Source organism: Arthrobacter koreensis, assembly GCF_035792275.1.
GTDB lineage: Bacteria > Actinomycetota > Actinomycetes > Actinomycetales > Micrococcaceae > Arthrobacter_B > Arthrobacter_B koreensis_A.
Window position 1 is genome coordinate 289144 of record NZ_JAMWKK010000001.1, and the last position, 16386, is coordinate 305529.

Consider the following 16386-nt stretch of genomic DNA (forward strand, 5'->3'; position numbering starts at 1 on the left):
GAACCGGGTTCCGTCCGGCGCTTTGGTCCGGCTGGGTAGACTTAATAACCGTGACCTCCTCTAACGTCGTTCCCGAAGCAGCAGATTCCTCCGAGCAGATGCGCATCCGTGCGGAAAAGCGCGCCAAGCTGCTCGAACGGGGGCAGGAACCCTACCCCGTCGGCGTCGAGCGCACCCACTCCCTCCGCCAGGTCCGGGACAAGTTCGGCCACCTGCAGGCCGACGAAGCCAGCGGCGAGACCGTAGGGGTCACCGGCCGTGTGGTCTTCATCCGCAACACCGGCAAGCTCTGCTTCGCTACCCTGCAGGAAGGCGACGGCACCCGTCTGCAGGCCATGCTGTCCCTGGCCTCCATCGGCGAGGAATCACTCGCCGACTGGAAGTCCACGGTGGACCTGGGCGACCACGTCTTTATCCGCGGCGAGGTCATTTCCTCCCGCCGCGGCGAGCTGTCAGTCATGGCGGACTCCTGGTCGATGGCATCGAAGGCACTGCGCCCGCTGCCCGTGCTGCACGCCGGCCTGAACGAGGAAACCCGTGTCCGGCAGCGCTACGTGGACCTGATGGTCCGTGACGAAGCCCGGGACATGGTCTACAAGCGCGCCGCGATCATCCGCGCCGTCCGCGACACCCTCCACGGCCACGGCTACGTGGAAGTTGAAACGCCGATGCTGCAGCTGATCCACGGCGGTGCGGCAGCCCGCCCGTTCGAGACGCACCTGAACGCCTTCGACCAGCCGATGACGCTGCGCATCGCCACCGAGCTTTACCTCAAGCGCGCCGTTGTGGGCGGCATCGAGCGCGTCTATGAACTGGGCCGGATCTTCCGCAACGAGGGCGTGGATTCAACCCACAGCCCCGAATTCACCACCCTGGAATGCTACGAGGCCTATGCAGACCAGTACGTCATGGCCGACCGCATCAAGGAGATTATCCTCAACGCCGCCGACGCCGCCGGCAGCCGGCAGATCGAAACCGCAGCCGGAACCATCGACCTGGACGGCGAATGGCGCTGGCTGTCCGTCTACCCGGGCCTTTCCGAAGCTGTGGGCCAGGAAATCACGCCCGAGACCGACGCTGAAACCCTGCGTGCCGTCGCGGAGAAGCACGGCGTAAAGGTGGATCCCAAGTGGGACGCCGAGAAGCTGGTCATCGAACTCTTCGGCGAGATCGTCGAACCGACCCTGCTGCAGCCCACCTTCGTTTACGACTACCCGCCGTCGGCGCAGCCCCTGGCCCGTCCGCACCGTGAGGATCCCCGCCTGATCGAGGCCTGGGACCTGATCATCGGCGGCATGGAGCGCGGCACTGCGTTCTCCGAGCTCATTGACCCGGTCATCCAGCGCGAGCGGCTCACGGAGCAGTCCCGCCGGGCCGCAGCCGGTGATGACGAAGCCATGGCCCTGGATGAGGACTTCCTCCGGGCCCTGGAGTACGGGGCGCCGCCCATGGGCGGCATTGGCCTGGGCATCGACCGCCTGGTGATGCTTTTCACGAACGCCGGAATCAGGGAAACAATTCTGTTCCCCCTGCTAAAGCCTGAAATGGGTTAGATCATGGAATATGTGGAAGTACTCCTTCCGTCAATATGTGTCGCTGCTCTCTTTTATTTTGTGATGAAGGCAGTGCTGAACGCTGACCGTTCCGAGCGAAAAGCCCTTGCCGAGGCTGAACGCGAGGCCGATCAGAATGAGCAGTCCGAGACGGGGACCAAAATAGACCCTGCCGGTTCGGCTGATAAAGAATAACTAATGAAAATGCCTCTCCTGCTTTGACGGGGCATTACCAATTGCGCCATACTCGAAGTGGTCTCGGAATAAACAGCATTCTGCCACTTCACTGCATAGGAGCCTGGTCATGGCGCAAAAGGTAAAAATCATTCTGGTAGACGATCTCGACGGCGGAAGTGCCGATGAAACCGTCCGTTTTGGACTGGATGGGTCACAGTACGAGATTGACCTCTCCAATGACAATGCGAAGAACCTGCGTGCAGCGCTCAAGCAGTATGTCGATGCCGGCCGCAAGACCGGAGGACGCACCGGACGCCCCCGCGGCACCGGCGCATCGCGCAGCAACGAAGCGGCGCAGATCCGCGAATGGGCCCGCAGCAACGGCTACACCGTTTCAGAGCGCGGCCGCGTGAACAGCGAGATCATCGAGGCTTACCGAGCTGCCCAGGGCTAAACGGCCCGCGGAGGTCACGCCCATGGCGAACACGCCCCTTAAGCGGTGGTAACCGCCGTAGCATCGAATTACGCGTTAGCTAGGAGTGTGCCTCATGTTTGAAAGATTTACCGACCGTGCCCGTCGCGTTGTCGTGCTTGCCCAAGAAGAGGCACGCATGCTCAACCACAACTACATCGGCACCGAGCACATCCTGCTTGGGCTCATTCATGAGGGCGAAGGCGTTGCCGCTAAGGCCCTTGAATCCCTGAGCATTTCCCTGGGTGCCGTCCGCGAACAGGTGCAGGAGATTATCGGCCAGGGCCAGCAGGCCCCGTCCGGACACATCCCCTTCACCCCGCGGGCCAAGAAGGTACTTGAGCTCTCACTGCGCGAAGCGCTGCAGCTGGGGCACAACTACATTGGGACCGAGCACATCCTGCTGGGCCTCATCCGCGAGGGTGAAGGCGTAGCCGCCCAGGTCCTCGTCAAGCTCGGTGCGGACCTGAACCGTGTCCGCCAGCAGGTCATCCAGCTGCTCTCCGGCTACCAGGGCAAGGAGCCCGTCTCCGCCGGCGGCCAGCAGCAGGAAGGCCAGCCCGCCGGATCGGTGGTCCTGGACCAGTTTGGCCGCAACCTCACACAGGCAGCGCGTGAAGGCAAGCTTGATCCGGTCATCGGGCGTGAGCACGAGATGGAACGGGTCATGCAGGTGCTGTCCCGCCGCACCAAGAACAACCCCGTCCTGATTGGCGAGCCCGGCGTCGGCAAGACCGCCGTCGTCGAAGGCCTTGCCCAGGCGATTGTCCGCGGCGATGTCCCTGAGACCATCAAGGACAAGCAGCTCTACACCCTGGACCTCGGTTCACTCGTTGCCGGCTCCCGGTACCGCGGTGACTTCGAGGAACGCCTCAAGAAGGTCCTGAAGGAAATCCGCACCCGCGGAGACATCATCCTCTTCATCGACGAGATCCACACCCTTGTGGGCGCCGGTGCCGCCGAAGGCGCCATCGACGCAGCCTCGATCCTGAAGCCGATGCTGGCCCGCGGTGAACTGCAGACCATCGGTGCCACCACGCTGGACGAGTACCGCAAGCACATTGAGAAGGATGCAGCGCTTGAGCGCCGCTTCCAGCCGATCCAGGTCAACGAACCTTCCGTTGCCCACGCGATCGAAATCCTCAAGGGCCTGCGGGACCGCTACGAAGCGCACCACCGCGTGTCCATTACGGACGCCGCGCTGGCTTCGGCAGCGACCCTCGCCGAGCGCTACATCAGTGACCGCTTCCTGCCGGACAAGGCCATCGACCTGATCGATGAAGCCGGTGCCCGGCTGCGCATCCGCCGAATGACTGCTCCGCCGGAGCTCAAGGAAATCGACGAGCGCATCTCCGCACTGAAGATGGAGAAGGAATCCGCGATCGACGCGCAGGACTTCGAAGGCGCTGCCTCGCTGCGGGACAAGGAGCAGAAGCTCCAGGACCAGCGTGCGGAAAAGGAACGCCAGTGGAAGTCCGGGGGCCTGGACGACATCGCCGAGGTGGATGAGGAACTGATTGCCGAAGTCCTCGCCAACTCGACCGGCATCCCCGTGGTGAAGCTGAATGAGGAAGAATCCACGCGGCTGCTCAAGATGGAAGATGAGCTGCACAAGCGGGTCATCGGCCAGGACGAAGCCATCAAGTCGATCTCGCAGGCCATGCGCCGCACGCGTGCCGGCCTGAAGGACCCGAAGCGCCCGGGCGGCTCGTTTATCTTCGCCGGTCCCACCGGTGTTGGTAAGACCGAGCTGGCCAAGGCACTGGCAGAGTTCCTCTTCGGCGACGAAGAAGCCCTGATCACCCTGGACATGTCCGAGTACTCCGAGAAGCACACGGTCTCCCGGCTGTTTGGTGCCCCTCCCGGATACGTGGGCTACGAAGAGGGCGGGCAGCTGACCGAGAAGGTCCGCCGCCGTCCGTTCTCCGTGGTTCTGTTCGACGAAGTTGAGAAGGCCCACGCGGACCTCTTCAACTCGCTGCTTCAGATCCTCGAAGACGGCCGCCTGACCGACTCCCAGGGCCGGGTGGTGGACTTCAAGAACACCATCATCATCATGACCACCAACCTTGGTACCAAGGACATCTCCAAGGGCGTCATGACCGGCTTCCAGTCCGGCACGGACACCAAGACCGGCTACGACCGGATGCGTGCCCGGGTCACGGAGGAGCTGCGCCAGCACTTCCGCCCCGAGTTCCTCAACCGTGTTGATGACACCGTGGTGTTCCCGCAGCTGACCCAGGAAGAGATCGTCCAGATCGTGGATCTGTTCCTGGAGCGCCTTGGCAAGCGCCTTGCGGAAAAGGGAATGAGCATCGAGCTCACCCCCGCCGCCAAGGTTCTGCTGGCCACCCGCGGGTACGACCCCGCAATGGGTGCCCGGCCGCTGCGCCGCACCATGCAGCGTGAGATTGAGGACCAGCTCTCCGAGAAGATTCTCTTCGGGGACCTCAAGCCCGGCGAAATGGTCTCGGTGGATGTTGAAGGCGAGGGTGACGACGCGAAGTTCACCTTCACCGGACACGGCGCACCGCGGGCCATTGAAGAAGCCCCCTCGGCCATTGAGGCCGGCGTAGGCGACGGCCAGTAGCAGGACGCAGAACAACACACGGAAGGAGCTCCCGGGAAACCGGGGGCTCCTTCCGCATTTGCGCTGTGTTGCCCGCCGCGTACGGCCTGGAACGGGAGCAGGCGCAGAAGTTCTAGACTGAACCAATGACTGCAACCGCACAGAAGGCATCGTTCACCATCCGCAGGGCCCGGACCTCCGACGTACCGCACATCCGGGATTTGGTGGCGCCTTTGGCGGACGAACGGGTGCTGGTTGCCAAGGAAACTGTCGCCTACTACGAAGGTCTCCAGGAGTTCAGGATCGCCGAGGATGACCAGGGCCGGGTCATTGGCTGCGGCGCCCTCCACGTTATGTGGGAGGACCTCGCAGAAGTCCGCACTCTCGCCGCGCACCCGGACTGGCGGGGCCGCGGCGTCGGGCACGTCCTGCTGGAGCAGCTGCTTTCCGATGCCGTTGAAATTGGAGTCTCCCGCGTTTTCTGCCTGACCTTCGAAGTGGATTTCTTTAAGCGCCACGGATTTACCGTGATGGAAAGCCAGAGTGCCGTGGATCCGGAGGTCTACTCCGAACTCCTGCGTTCACATGACGAGGGCGTTGCCGAATTCCTCGACCTCGCCCGGGTGAAACCGAATACGCTCGGCAATACGCGCATGATCCGGGCTGTTCGCGGATAGGGGAACCGGACTCTCCCTCTGGAGATCTTCTTCCGGAAACGGTACAGTAAGGGTACTTAGCATCAAGAAATGCCGGACACGTTATCCAACAGGCTGATCGCTCATTGGATGCGGTGCGGCCGATCAGAAAGCGGGTGCCGAATATGGGTGCAGACGACAAGATGCAGAACAAGGGCGAAGAACTCGGCGGCAAGGTCAAGGAAGGCCTGGGTAAGGTCACCGGCGACCACAGCATGGAAGCCGACGGCCAGGGAGACCAGGCAAAGGCCAACATGAAGCAGGCCGGCGAGCACGTCAAGGACGCTTTCAAGGGCAAGTAGGCCGCTGCCGGCTAACCAGCCCGGAGAATACTCCGCACACTCCCGGTCGCTGTTGTCGCTGCTGGCCGGGGAACACTGAAGGAAGGGCCTGCCAGGCCCTTCCTTCAGTGCGTTAAGCGACGGGCCAAGCCTGTGCAGGCCTCCCCTTGCGGGGGTAGGGTTGGCTCACTCAGGAGAGCGGGCAAAGGGGCCTGTTCCAGCGCAGTGGAGCCTTTTCGGGCAAAGGAGCGTCAGGCATGAAAAAACTCATAAATGATCCGCGCGCCGTGGTGGCCGAATCGCTGGAAGGCTTCGGCATGGCACACCACGACCTGGTCAAGGTCAACACGGACCCCGCCTATGTGACCCGGCGGGATGCCCCCGTTTCCGGCAAGGTGTCCCTGGTTTCCGGCGGCGGCAGCGGCCATGAGCCTCTGCACTCCGGCTATGTGGGACGCGGGATGCTCGACGCCGCCGTGCCCGGAGCCGTTTTCACGTCGCCTACTCCGGACCAGATCCTTCCGGCCATTACGAACACTGACGCGGGTGCCGGTGTCCTGCTGATCGTGAAGAACTACACCGGAGACATCCTGAACTTTGAGACTGCTGCGGAGCTGGCGCAGGCCGAGGGGATCGAGGTGAAGTCCGTGGTGGTGAATGACGACGTCGCCGTGGAGGACTCGCTCTACACCGCCGGCAGGCGCGGGGTGGGCGGCACTGTGCTGGTGGAGCGCATCGCGGGAGCTGCCGCCGAGCGCGGGGACTCACTGGATGCCGTGGCGGATCTCGCCGAGCGCGTCAACGCCGGGGTGCGGTCGATGGGCGTGGCGCTGACCGCCTGCACGGTGCCGCACGCCGGGGAACCGAGCTTCGACCTCGCGGAGAATGAGATTGAGCTTGGCGTAGGCATCCACGGCGAACCGGGCCGGCGCAGGATGCCCATGGCCACTGCTGACGCGATCACGGACCACCTGCTTGAACCGATCCTCTCCGACCTTGGCGCCGGCAGCGGACAGCGGGTGCTGCTGTTCGTCAACGGGATGGGCGGCACACCGCTCAGCGAGCTCTACATCGTCTACCGGCATGCGGCCAGGGTCCTGGCCGACCGGGGGCTCCAGGTGGAACGGTCCCTGGTGGGCAACTACATCACCGCACTGGAAATGCAGGGCGCCTCGATCACGGTGCTGAAACTTGACGACGACATGATTGATCTGTGGGATTCCCCGGTGCACACCGCGGCCCTGCGGTGGGGAGTCTGAGCATGGAACTGAACGCACAGTGGGCAGATAAGTGGATGCGGGACGCCGCGGCCCTGATGGACGAAAACCGCCAGCGGCTCATCGACCTTGACCGGGCCATCGGCGACGCGGACCACGGCGAGAACATGGACCGGGGGTTCACCGCCATCGTTGAAAAACTCGACGCAGACGGCACTCCGGGCACTCCGGCCGACGTGTTCAAGCTCGCCGCCATGACGCTGATGTCCAAGGTGGGAGGTGCCGCGGGACCGCTGTACGGAACAGCTTTCCTGCGCGGCTCCACCGCCGTCGCGGGCAAGGACACCCTGGGCGCCGCGGATGTGGTCGCGTTCCTGGCTGCTGCCCGCGACGGGATTGTCAGCCGCGGGAAGGCCGAGCCGGGAGACAAGACCATGGTTGATGCGTTCACCCCAGCCGTGGAGGCTGCCGAAACCGCCGCTGCCGCAGGCGCTGACGGATCCGAAACGCTGTCCGCCGCCGCCAATGCGGCCGAGGGCGGACTGGCCGGCACGGAACCTCTGGTGGCCCGCAAGGGCCGGGCCAGCTACCTCGGTGAACGCAGTGCCGGGCACCTGGATCCGGGCGCCGCGTCCACCACGCTGATCCTGCAGGCTGCCGCCCGGGCGGCCGGGGAGCAGACATGAAGGTAGGACTGGTGCTGGTCTCCCACAGCGGGAAACTGGCCGAGGGGCTCGCCGAACTGGCAGGGCAGATGGCCCCGGACGTTGCGATCATTGCTGCCGGAGGCACGGACGACGGCGGGATCGGGACCAGCCTGGAGAAGATCCAGTCCGGAATCGCCCAGGCCGACGGCGGTGCCGGGGCGGCGCTGCTGGCAGACCTCGGATCCGCCGTGATGACCGCGGAGATGGCGCTTGAGTTCCTCGAACCCGGGCAGCGGGAACGGGTACGGCTCGCGGACGCCCCGCTGGTGGAGGGTGCCGTTGCCGCCGCCGTCGCCGCGCAGACCGGACAGGACCTGGCAGCCGTGATCCGGGACGCTGAGGCGGTCGCCGCGACCATGGGCGGCTCATCGGATACGGGACCGGCTGCTGGCGCGGCTGCCGCCGCTCCCTCCGGAGACACGCTGGACGACATAGACCAGGACGACGACGGAGTGCACGAGGCGTCCTGGGAACTTATCAACCCCATGGGCCTGCACGCCCGCCCGGCAGCCGCCGTCGCGCAGGCCATGGCGGACCTGGACGCGGACATCACCATCAACGGGGTGGACGGGAAGTCGGTCATGATGCTCATGACCCTTGGCCTGAAAGCCGGGGATACGCTGACCGTGTCCGCGCATGGACCGGATGCCGCCCGGGCAGTGGAAATGCTGGGACTGGAAGTCCGCAACGGTTTCGGCGAGATCTAATTCTGCCGCCGTGTGCGCGGGCGGCTACGCGGGCAGGCGCACTCCGGCGCCGGCAGGCTCTGCGAGCCCGTCGCGGATCAGGCCGTCCAGCGCGCGCTCAAGCTGCTCCTGAGGGGCAGCGAGGGCGTGCAGGGCAGCCAGCGGCGCCAGCGCGGCGTCGGCCTCCGGGGCCACCAGGTCCACCGGGCCGGTAAGCAGCAGTTCGCGCAGTACCGGACCGTCCGCCTGGCGGAGCACCGCCATCATGGCGCCGCGTACCTGCCGGTCAGTGCCGTGCCAGGCCTGTCCCTTGGGAACATAATGCGGTTCCGGCCGGCCGTTCCGGACCCAGGCGCACTCCGGCAGGACCGGGCAGTCCCCGCAGCTCGGATTCCGCGCCGTGCAGACCAGCGCGCCGAGCTCCATGACCGAGGCGTTCCACGCAACGGATTCAGCGTCATCCCGGGGCAGCAGGGAAACCGCCAGCTTCTTCTCGGCGGCCGTCAATGACTGGGACGGCAGGGCATCGCCGGTTATGAGCCGGGCATGGACCCGGCGGATGTTGGTGTCCACCACGGTTTCCCGGCGGCCAAACGCGAAGGATGCCACGGCGGCCGCTGTGTAGTCACCTACGCCGGGAAGCTCCAGAAGCGCGGCATGGGTGTCCGGGACCTTGCCGCCGTGGCTGGCGGTGATCTCCACTGCGGCTGCGTGCAGCCTCAGAGCGCGGCGGGGATAACCGAGCCGCCCCCATGCACGCACCGCTTCGCCGCTGGGCTCAGCGGCCAGGTCTGCGGGCCGGGGCCAGCGCTGCATCCACTCCTGCCAAACCGGCAGGACCCGCACCACGGGGGTCTGCTGCAGCATCACTTCGCTGACCAGGATGCCCCATGGGGAGCACCCCGCCTCCCGCCAGGGCAGGTCACGGGCCTGCTCGGAGAACCAGGAAATGATGCGCGCGTGCAGCTGGTGCGTGTGCTCCGGTTCCATGCATCTCCCTAGGTAGCGACCAGCAATACTCTACTGACCGGCGTGGTGTGCGCCGTAATCCGGGCGCGGGTTCATAGCCTTAACCCATGGCGGCAAACGGACCCCGGAGCGGTGCGGGGAAACAAACCAGCGGCATTCCCGGGCGGGGACCCGGAAATGCCCGGAAACGTCCGAGCAAGGCCGTCTACCGCCGCCGCAGAATCGTCCTGTCCCTGCTGGTGCTGCTGATAGCCGGCGCACTGGTGTGGGCCGGCGTCGTGGTCGCTTCAACACTGTCCGGGAACCAGGGGGCCTCAGCGTCCGACCCGTTCCAGACCGCGCCCACCGCCGCTCCCACCCCGTCCGCGGGAGACGATTCGGAAAAGAAACCGGACAAGTCCAACGGCGCCGAACCTTCAGCGGAGGCCGGGGACGGCACCTGTCCCTCAGCCGCCGTAAAGGTGGAAGCCTCCACGGATGCCGCTGCCTACCCGGCCGGGTCGAATCCGCTGCTCACGCTGGCGGTAACAAATACCGGTACCGAACCGTGCAGGATCAACGTCGGCACCTCGCAGATGGAATTCATCGTCACCTCCGGCTCGGACCGCATTTTCTCCTCCGCGGACTGCCAGGACGGCGCAGAAGATTTCCTGAAGGACGTTGAACCCGGAGCAACCGAGAAAGCCAACTTCACCTGGGAACGGCTGCGCTCCGCCCCCGGCTGCGCCGCGGTGGCCAGCAACCCGAACCCGGGCTGGTACGTGTTCACCGCACGGCTGGGCGAAGTCACCAGCGAAAAGGCCGTTTTCCAGCTCGATTAGCCGGACGCCTTCACCGGAACCGGCCGGTTTTACATGAACCGGTCGAGCAGGCTTGTCTCGGCGATGCGTGAGAGGCCTTCACGCACGGTGCGGGCCCGCTGTTCGCCGATTCCGTCCACCTGCATCAGGTCTTCGATGTTGGCAGCCATCAGGTTCTGCAGTCCGCCGAAATGGTCCACCAGCCGGTTGGAGACCGCCGGCGGAACGCTCTTGATATTGCTCAGCAGCCGGTAACCGCGGGGCTGAACCACGGCTTCGAGTGAATCCTGGCCGGGCTGGAAACCCACCACTGCTGCGATCTTGCCCAGATCCACCATGTCGGAGGAGCTTAGGCCCTGCAGGGTGGCAACCTGTTCGTCGACGTTGCCCTGGATTCCGCCAATATCCGCGTAGTCCCGGACGATCATCTCGCTGCCCGGGCCCAGCCCGGTGGTCAGTTCTTCCAGCTGAAGGGAAAGCAGGCGGCCGTCGACGCCGAGTTCCAGCACGTACTGCGAGATCTCCTCGGAAATCCGCCGCACCATTTCCTGGCGCTGCAGGGTGACGGCCACGTCGCGGACGGTGACCATGGCTTCGATTTCGAGTGCGGAGAGCGAATTGGTGACCTGGTCCAGCCGGGTGCGGTACCGCTCCAGAGTGGCCAGAGCCTGGTTTGCGCGGGCGAGCACCGGTTCGGAGCCCTCCAGGACGTGGCGGAGGCCGCCCACGTAAAGCTGGATGATCTGCATCGACTGGCTCACGGAAATCACCGGGAAACCGGTTTGGATGGCGACCCGCTCCGCAGTGCGGTGGCGGGTGCCTGATTCGTGCGTCTCAATGGTGTGGTCGGGGACCAGCTGCACGGCAGCACGGAGAATGTTGGCGCCGTCCTTGTCGCAGACGATCGCACCGTCCATCTTGGCCAGTTCGCGCAGCCGGGTGGAGGAGAACTCGATGCCGATGTCGAAGCCGCCCGAGCAGATTGAGTCCACGGTGCGGTCGAAGCCCAGGACGATCAGCGCGCCGGTACGGCCGCGCAGAATACGTTCCAGTCCGTCGCGCAGAGCCGTTCCTGGGGCAACCCTTGCAAGGGTCGCCTTGAGCGCGTCCTCGGGCGTGCGAGGCATGGTCACTTCCTTCCGGCCACTCCGGCCCACGGGGCGTTCTGGGCGTGGATATGCGCAGACACTTCCCCATAGTAGTGGGCAAGGTGCACCCATCTGCCACTTCAGTCCCCGGAGTATGACAGGTCAGGACGCTGAAGCGGCCCCGGACGCGCCCTAGAAGAGCAGTTCGAGCGCCTCCGAAAGGGTGGAGACCTCCCGGACCTTGAACCCGGCAGGCACCTGGCCCGGGCCGTTGGGAGAGGCGGGAACCACCGCGTGGCTGAACCCCAGGCGCTCGGCTTCCTGGACCCGGCGGGCAATTCCGGGAATGGGACGGACTTCCCCGGCAAGGCCCACCTCACCGAAGGCGATCAGGCGGGCAGGCAGGGGCTTGTTCATCTTGGCCGACGCGACGGCAAGGGCCACCGCGAGGTCGGTTGCCGGTTCGGTCAGCTTCACGCCGCCCACGGTTGCCACGTAGCTGTCGTCCTTGGCAAGGTTCATGGACGCCCGCTGCTGCAGGACAGCCAGCAGCATGGCCACGCGGGACGAATCCAGTCCGCTGGTGGCCCTGCGGGCCTGCGCGTTGCCGGTCTCTGCCAGCAGCGCCTGGACCTCTGCCACCAGGGGCCTCCGGCCCTCCAGCGTGACGGTAATGCAGGTGCCGGAAACGGGCTCCTTGGTGCGGGAGACGAACAGGCCGCTGGGATCGGCCAGCCCTTCAATCCCGTCCTCCGTCAGGTCGAAGCAACCTACCTCGTCCGTGGGCCCGTAGCGGTTCTTGACCGCGCGGACCAGCCGCAGCCTGGAGTGCCTGTCGCCGTCGAACTGGCAGACAACATCCACAAGGTGCTCCAGCAGCCGCGGACCGGCGATCGAACCGTCCTTGGTGACGTGCCCAACCAGCAGGGTGGTCATGTTCCGGGTCTTGGCTGCGTTGATCAGCGACGCCGCGACTTCCCGGACCTGGCTGACGCCGCCGGCGCTTCCGTCAACGGCAGAACTGCTGAGCGTCTGCACCGAGTCAACGATCAGCAGGGACGGCTTCACCTGTTCCACCTGGCCCAGGGCCTGGCCGAGGTCGGTCTCGGCACTGAGGTACAGGCTGGAGGAGACAGCACCGATGCGTTCCGCGCGAAGTTTCACCTGCGCGGTTGATTCTTCTCCCGTGACGTACAGGACGTCCCGGCCCTGTCCTGCCACCCGGGCAGCGACATCCAGCAGGAGGGTGGACTTCCCCACGCCGGGCTCTCCTGCCAGCAGGATCACCGCGCCCGGAACCAGTCCGCCGCCCAGGACACGGTCCAGTTCGCCCACACCGGTGGGCTGGTACGCGGCGGTGGTGGCGTCGACGTCGGCAATCAGCTGCGCGGGACGGGCCACCACGGCTGCCGGGGTAGTGCGGGCAAGGACCTCGCCGGCCTCTTCCACGGTGCCCCACGCCTGGCACTCTCCGCAGCGGCCAACCCACTTAACAGCGGTCCAGCCGCATTCGGTGCAGCGGTAGTTGGCGGTTTTCGCCCGGGAAGTCTTTGTTGCCATGCCAACAGGCTATCTGCCGGCACTGACATTCCCGTTCAGTTCCGGAGCCGGCCGCTACACCTCGGAAAGATAGCTGACAGCTTCCTCATGGGTCAGCCCGGTGGCTTCGAGCAGGTCCACCACCAGCGGCCGGAAAAGCATCACCAGGGCATCCCCGTACAGGTCCGTCACGTCCAGGGACGCCGGATGCAGCCGGGAGGCGACGGCGGCAAGCTCGTTGCGTGCCTGGCGCAGGTGGCGCTCCCGCGTCGGCTGGGACTCGCCGCCGCCCAGCGCGCGGGCCAGGATGTCCACGGCGTCGGCAGTGTCATTGATGACTTCGGAGACCTTGTCCACAGCCGTGTCGGAGAGCGAAGCGTGGTTGATGACGGAGGTGGTCCGGCGGGCGAATACCCGGCTGTTGCGCACGGCCAGGTCCAGGTAGCCCACGGAACCGCGGAGGTCTCCCAGTTCCGCCAGGTGCCTTCGGTAAGCCGGTGAAATCCGCGCGATCTCACGCGCGTCACGGATGCTTCGGGCCAGCAGGTCCAGCTGCGGCTGGGTGTTGCGTGCCCGGACCAGGGCGTGCCAGGCCAGAGTCGAGTCGCTGCGCGCCAGGGCATCGGCGATCTGGCGCAGCACCGCCGATAGTTCGCTGAGCAGCTCCCGGATGTTCGATTTCGGTTCGCGGCGCGGATCCCGCGGGGCAAGCATCGTGACCACCAGGGCAAAGACGCCGCCCACGATCGCGTCCACGCTGCGGGTGAACACTCCGCCGTCCGGAGCCGGCAGCAGCACCACCAGCAGGGACTGCAGGCCAAGCTGGGTGGTGAAGATGACGCCGCGGTCCAGGAACCGCGCGAGCATCAGTGAGGCAAAAAGCACGACGGCGGCCTGCCAGAGCCCGTTGCCCAGCACGTGGAGCAGCAGCTCGCCGATCGTGATCCCCAGCGTGCAGCCAATGCCAACCTCAAGCACCCGGCGGGTGCGCGGTTCGCGGGAGAAGCCGAGGGAGATCAGCGCAGCGGTAGCCGCGAAGAGCGGACCCTGGTGGCCAAGGACGTACTCGGCGAAGGCATAGGCGCCCACGGCGCAGATGGTCATCTGCAGGGCGGGATAAACAGACGCGCCGCTGCGCTTGAGTCCGATCCGGAATCTGTTGCGCAGGAACCTGCTCGAGGCGCTGAGACGGTCGCGGGCTGGCATGGGAACAGTCTAGGGCGGCGGCGGTCCGGGAGCAGAAGGCACGGAATCTGTGACGTGTCCGGTGGATTATTCCTGCGCTGCTCGGCCCGCGTTAACTTTTTGTTCACCTAGGCAGTCCAGTCTTCATTTTGGGACGCACCAAAACCGTCCCAGCGACAAGTCTCCCGGCGTTGACGCGCCGGATATACCACCCTTGAAAGGGACCACGATTGTGAAGGTATTCCGCATTGGCCGCACCGCGGCCGTCCTCTCGGCTGCAGTGCTCGCCCTGGCCGCCTGCGGCAGCGACAACGCCACGAACGCAGCCGCCGGATCCGAGTCCTCAGACTCCGCCCTTACGGGAACGCTGTCCGGCGCAGGCGCCAGCTCCCAGGCCTCGGCCATGGATGCCTGGATCGCAGGCTTCAGCAAAGCCAACCCGAACGCTTCCATCCAGTACTCCCCGGACGGTTCCGGTGCCGGCCGCGAGGCCCTGCTGGCAGGCGGCGTCCAGTTCGCCGGCTCGGATGCCTACCTGAAGGACGAGGAAGTCGAGGCCTCCCTGCAGACCTGCGGCCCTGACGGCGCGCTGCACGTCCCCGCCTACATCTCCCCGATTGCCATCGCCTTCAACCTCGAGGGCGTGGACGAACTGAACCTCGACGCCGACACGATCGCCGGCATCTTCCGAGGCGAGATCAGCACCTGGAACGACCCGGCCATCGCGTCCCAGAACAAGGGCACCGAGCTGCCGGCCACCGCCATCACGGTTGTCCACCGCTCCGATGAATCGGGCACCACCGAGAACTTCACCGAATACCTGGCTGCCGCCGCGCCGGACGTGTGGACTACCGAGGCCAGCGGCGAGTGGCCCGCAGAACTCGACGGCCAGGAGAACGCCCAGGGAACCTCCGGCGTCGTCTCCGCGGCCAGCTCCACCGACGGTGCCATTACGTACGCGGACGCTTCCGCCGTCGGCTCCATGGGCACCGTCGCCGTGAAGGTGGGCGAGGAGTACGTGGCCTACACCGCCGACGCCGCTGCCAAGGCCGTGGAGGCCTCCACCCCGGTCAAGGGCGAGGGACGCCCCGAGCTGGACATGGCCATGGAACTGGCCCGCGATACCACCGAATCCGGTGCGTACCCTGTGGTGTTGGTCTCCTACCACCTCTACTGCACCACCTACGAGGACCAGGAGACCGTTGACCTCATCAAGGCCTTCGGCTCCTACGTGGTGAGCGAAGAGGGCCAGGCTGCCGCAAGCGAAGCCGCAGGTAATGCGCCGATGTCCGCCGCGCTGCAGGAACAGGCAGCGAAGGCGATCGAATCCATCAAGGCCGCTTCCTAGCCGCAGGGAAGGTGCAGATGCCCCCGCACGGCGCCACAAGCGCGGTGCGGGGGCATTTGCCGGGCCGGGGGGCCAGCTTGAATCTGGCCCGGGATCAGTGAAAACTGGCGAGTGCGGTGTCTTGTCCACATCAAGCAAGTTGCCAACAAAGTTCGAAGGGTTGTGCAGTGTCAAGCAAGTCAATACAGGGCACCGGCGGTGCCGGGCGCGCGGGGGACAAAGTCTTCTCCGGCATCACACTGCTGGCGGGCTGTCTGATCCTCACCGTCCTTTTTGCGGTAGCTGCGTTCCTGCTCTGGCAGGCCCTTCCCACTTTCTCCGCACCGTCTGAGGACATTTCCGGCGGTTCGGGCTTCCTGGCCTACATTTTCCCGCTGGTCATCGGCACCGTAATCGCCGCGGCCATCGCGCTGCTGATCGCCACCCCGGTGGGCATCGGCGTCGCGCTCTTCATCTCCCACTACGCGCCCCGCCGGCTTTCGCAGGGCCTGGGCTACGTCGTCGACCTCCTGGCCGCCATTCCTTCCGTTGTCTACGGCGCCTGGGGCATGACGGTGCTGGCACCGGCCCTGGTGGGCCCGTACAACTGGCTGGCTGAAAACGCCGGCTGGTTCCCGCTCTTCACCGGACCGGCCAGCCAGACCGGCAAGACCATGCTGACCGCGGGAATCGTGCTGTCCGTGATGGTGCTCCCGATCATCACCTCCCTGAGCCGGGAAATCTTCCTGCAGACTCCGAAGCTGCACGAGGAAGCCGCCCTGGCCATGGGCGCCACCCGCTGGGAAATGATCCGCATGGCAGTGTTCCCCTTCGCCCGCCCCGGCATCATCAGCGCCGTCATGCTGGGCCTGGGGCGTGCCCTCGGCGAGACCATGGCCGTTGCCCTGGTGCTCTCCTCCGGCGGCCTGATCGCCAGCCTCATCCGCCCCGGCAACCAGACCATCGCCGCGGAAATCGCCCTGAACTTCCCCGAAGCATACGGTCTGCGCCTCTCTGAGCTGATTGCCGCCGGCCTGGTGCTGTTCGTGATCACCCTGATCGTGAACGTCATTGCCCGCTGGATCATCAGCCGCCACAAAGAATTCTCGGGAGCCAACTGA

The 16386-nt window shown here is 65.6% G+C and carries 15 protein-coding genes; 11 read left to right on the plus strand and 4 right to left on the minus strand.

Going from position 1 to position 16386, the window contains the following annotated elements:
• Positions 1-98: 98 nt before the first annotated feature.
• From lysS to dhaM, 8 genes are all read left to right on the plus strand, one after another.
• A complete protein-coding gene (gene lysS / locus NGB94_RS01385) occupies positions 99-1553 on the plus strand; it encodes a lysine--tRNA ligase (protein ID WP_325788673.1) in 1455 nt (484 codons plus the stop codon).
• Between the two features lie 304 nt (positions 1554-1857).
• On the plus strand, positions 1858-2184 hold the full coding sequence (locus NGB94_RS01390) for a histone-like nucleoid-structuring protein Lsr2 (RefSeq protein ID WP_152224979.1): 327 nt from the start codon (positions 1858-1860) through the stop codon (positions 2182-2184).
• Positions 2185-2278: 94 nt separating this feature from the next.
• The gene (locus NGB94_RS01395; protein ID WP_325788527.1) at positions 2279-4792 is read left to right on the plus strand and encodes an ATP-dependent Clp protease ATP-binding subunit; all 2514 of its coding nucleotides are present in this window, start codon (positions 2279-2281) and stop codon (positions 4790-4792) included.
• 125 nt (positions 4793-4917) lie between these two features.
• Positions 4918-5448: an amino-acid N-acetyltransferase gene (locus NGB94_RS01400; protein WP_325788528.1), complete on the plus strand. Its 531-nt coding sequence runs from the start codon at positions 4918-4920 to the stop codon at positions 5446-5448.
• 143 nt (positions 5449-5591) lie between these two features.
• Positions 5592-5768: a CsbD family protein gene (locus tag NGB94_RS01405; RefSeq protein ID WP_325788529.1), complete on the plus strand. Its 177-nt coding sequence runs from the start codon at positions 5592-5594 to the stop codon at positions 5766-5768.
• Between the two features lie 236 nt (positions 5769-6004).
• Complete coding sequence (gene dhaK / locus NGB94_RS01410; RefSeq protein ID WP_325788531.1) at positions 6005-7006, plus strand: dihydroxyacetone kinase subunit DhaK; 1002 nt, start codon at positions 6005-6007, stop codon at positions 7004-7006.
• A gap of 2 nt (positions 7007-7008) precedes the next feature.
• Positions 7009-7650: a dihydroxyacetone kinase subunit DhaL gene (dhaL, locus tag NGB94_RS01415; protein WP_325788532.1), complete on the plus strand. Its 642-nt coding sequence runs from the start codon at positions 7009-7011 to the stop codon at positions 7648-7650.
• Positions 7647-8378 carry a dihydroxyacetone kinase phosphoryl donor subunit DhaM gene (dhaM, locus tag NGB94_RS01420; protein WP_325788533.1) on the plus strand — a complete coding sequence of 244 codons (732 nt, stop codon included), beginning with the start codon at positions 7647-7649 and terminating at the stop codon, positions 8376-8378. Before dhaL ends, dhaM begins: the two co-directional genes overlap by 4 nt.
• A gap of 24 nt (positions 8379-8402) precedes the next feature.
• Here dhaM and NGB94_RS01425 read toward each other — a convergent pair whose 3' ends face one another.
• Positions 8403-9347: an A/G-specific adenine glycosylase gene (locus NGB94_RS01425; protein WP_325788534.1), complete on the minus strand. Its 945-nt coding sequence runs from the start codon at positions 9345-9347 to the stop codon at positions 8403-8405.
• An 86-nt stretch (positions 9348-9433) separates the two neighbouring features.
• On the opposite strand from NGB94_RS01425, the gene NGB94_RS01430 reads away from it, so the two are divergent.
• Positions 9434-10147, plus strand: a complete 714-nt coding sequence (locus NGB94_RS01430; protein ID WP_325788536.1) for a hypothetical protein — start codon at positions 9434-9436, stop codon at positions 10145-10147.
• Positions 10148-10176: 29 nt separating this feature from the next.
• On the opposite strand, the gene disA is transcribed toward NGB94_RS01430, so the two are convergent.
• From disA to NGB94_RS01445, 3 genes are all read right to left on the minus strand, one after another.
• Entirely contained in the window at positions 10177-11253 is a 1077-nt protein-coding gene (disA, locus tag NGB94_RS01435; RefSeq protein WP_325788537.1) for a DNA integrity scanning diadenylate cyclase DisA, read from the minus strand.
• A 153-nt stretch (positions 11254-11406) separates the two neighbouring features.
• On the minus strand, positions 11407-12774 hold the full coding sequence (radA, locus tag NGB94_RS01440; RefSeq protein ID WP_325788539.1) for a DNA repair protein RadA: 1368 nt from the start codon (positions 12772-12774) through the stop codon (positions 11407-11409).
• A gap of 54 nt (positions 12775-12828) precedes the next feature.
• Positions 12829-13959: an FUSC family protein gene (locus NGB94_RS01445; RefSeq protein WP_325788540.1), complete on the minus strand. Its 1131-nt coding sequence runs from the start codon at positions 13957-13959 to the stop codon at positions 12829-12831.
• A 211-nt stretch (positions 13960-14170) separates the two neighbouring features.
• Between NGB94_RS01445 and pstS the strand changes: the two genes are divergently transcribed.
• Together pstS and pstC are read left to right on the plus strand one after the other, a co-directional pair.
• On the plus strand, positions 14171-15286 hold the full coding sequence (gene pstS, locus NGB94_RS01450) for a phosphate ABC transporter substrate-binding protein PstS (RefSeq protein WP_325788541.1): 1116 nt from the start codon (positions 14171-14173) through the stop codon (positions 15284-15286).
• A 167-nt stretch (positions 15287-15453) separates the two neighbouring features.
• Complete coding sequence (gene pstC, locus NGB94_RS01455; RefSeq protein ID WP_325788542.1) at positions 15454-16386, plus strand: phosphate ABC transporter permease subunit PstC; 933 nt, start codon at positions 15454-15456, stop codon at positions 16384-16386.

Bases quoted from the DNA above. Each gene is read 5' to 3' on its own strand.
- lysS (WP_325788673.1), top strand. From the start codon at position 99: ATGCGCATCCGTGCGGAAAAGCGCGCCAAGCTGCTCGAACGGGGGCAG.
- NGB94_RS01390 (WP_152224979.1), top strand. From the start codon at position 1,858: ATGGCGCAAAAGGTAAAAATCATTCTGGTAGACGATCTCGACGGCGGA.
- NGB94_RS01395 (WP_325788527.1), top strand. From the start codon at position 2,279: ATGTTTGAAAGATTTACCGACCGTGCCCGTCGCGTTGTCGTGCTTGCC.
- NGB94_RS01400 (WP_325788528.1), top strand. From the start codon at position 4,918: ATGACTGCAACCGCACAGAAGGCATCGTTCACCATCCGCAGGGCCCGG.
- NGB94_RS01405 (WP_325788529.1), top strand. From the start codon at position 5,592: ATGGGTGCAGACGACAAGATGCAGAACAAGGGCGAAGAACTCGGCGGC.
- dhaK (WP_325788531.1), top strand. From the start codon at position 6,005: ATGAAAAAACTCATAAATGATCCGCGCGCCGTGGTGGCCGAATCGCTG.
- dhaL (WP_325788532.1), top strand. From the start codon at position 7,009: ATGGAACTGAACGCACAGTGGGCAGATAAGTGGATGCGGGACGCCGCG.
- dhaM (WP_325788533.1), top strand. From the start codon at position 7,647: ATGAAGGTAGGACTGGTGCTGGTCTCCCACAGCGGGAAACTGGCCGAG.
- NGB94_RS01425 (WP_325788534.1), bottom strand. From the start codon at position 9,347: ATGGAACCGGAGCACACGCACCAGCTGCACGCGCGCATCATTTCCTGG.
- NGB94_RS01430 (WP_325788536.1), top strand. From the start codon at position 9,434: ATGGCGGCAAACGGACCCCGGAGCGGTGCGGGGAAACAAACCAGCGGC.
- disA (WP_325788537.1), bottom strand. From the start codon at position 11,253: ATGCCTCGCACGCCCGAGGACGCGCTCAAGGCGACCCTTGCAAGGGTT.
- radA (WP_325788539.1), bottom strand. From the start codon at position 12,774: ATGGCAACAAAGACTTCCCGGGCGAAAACCGCCAACTACCGCTGCACC.
- NGB94_RS01445 (WP_325788540.1), bottom strand. From the start codon at position 13,959: ATGCCAGCCCGCGACCGTCTCAGCGCCTCGAGCAGGTTCCTGCGCAAC.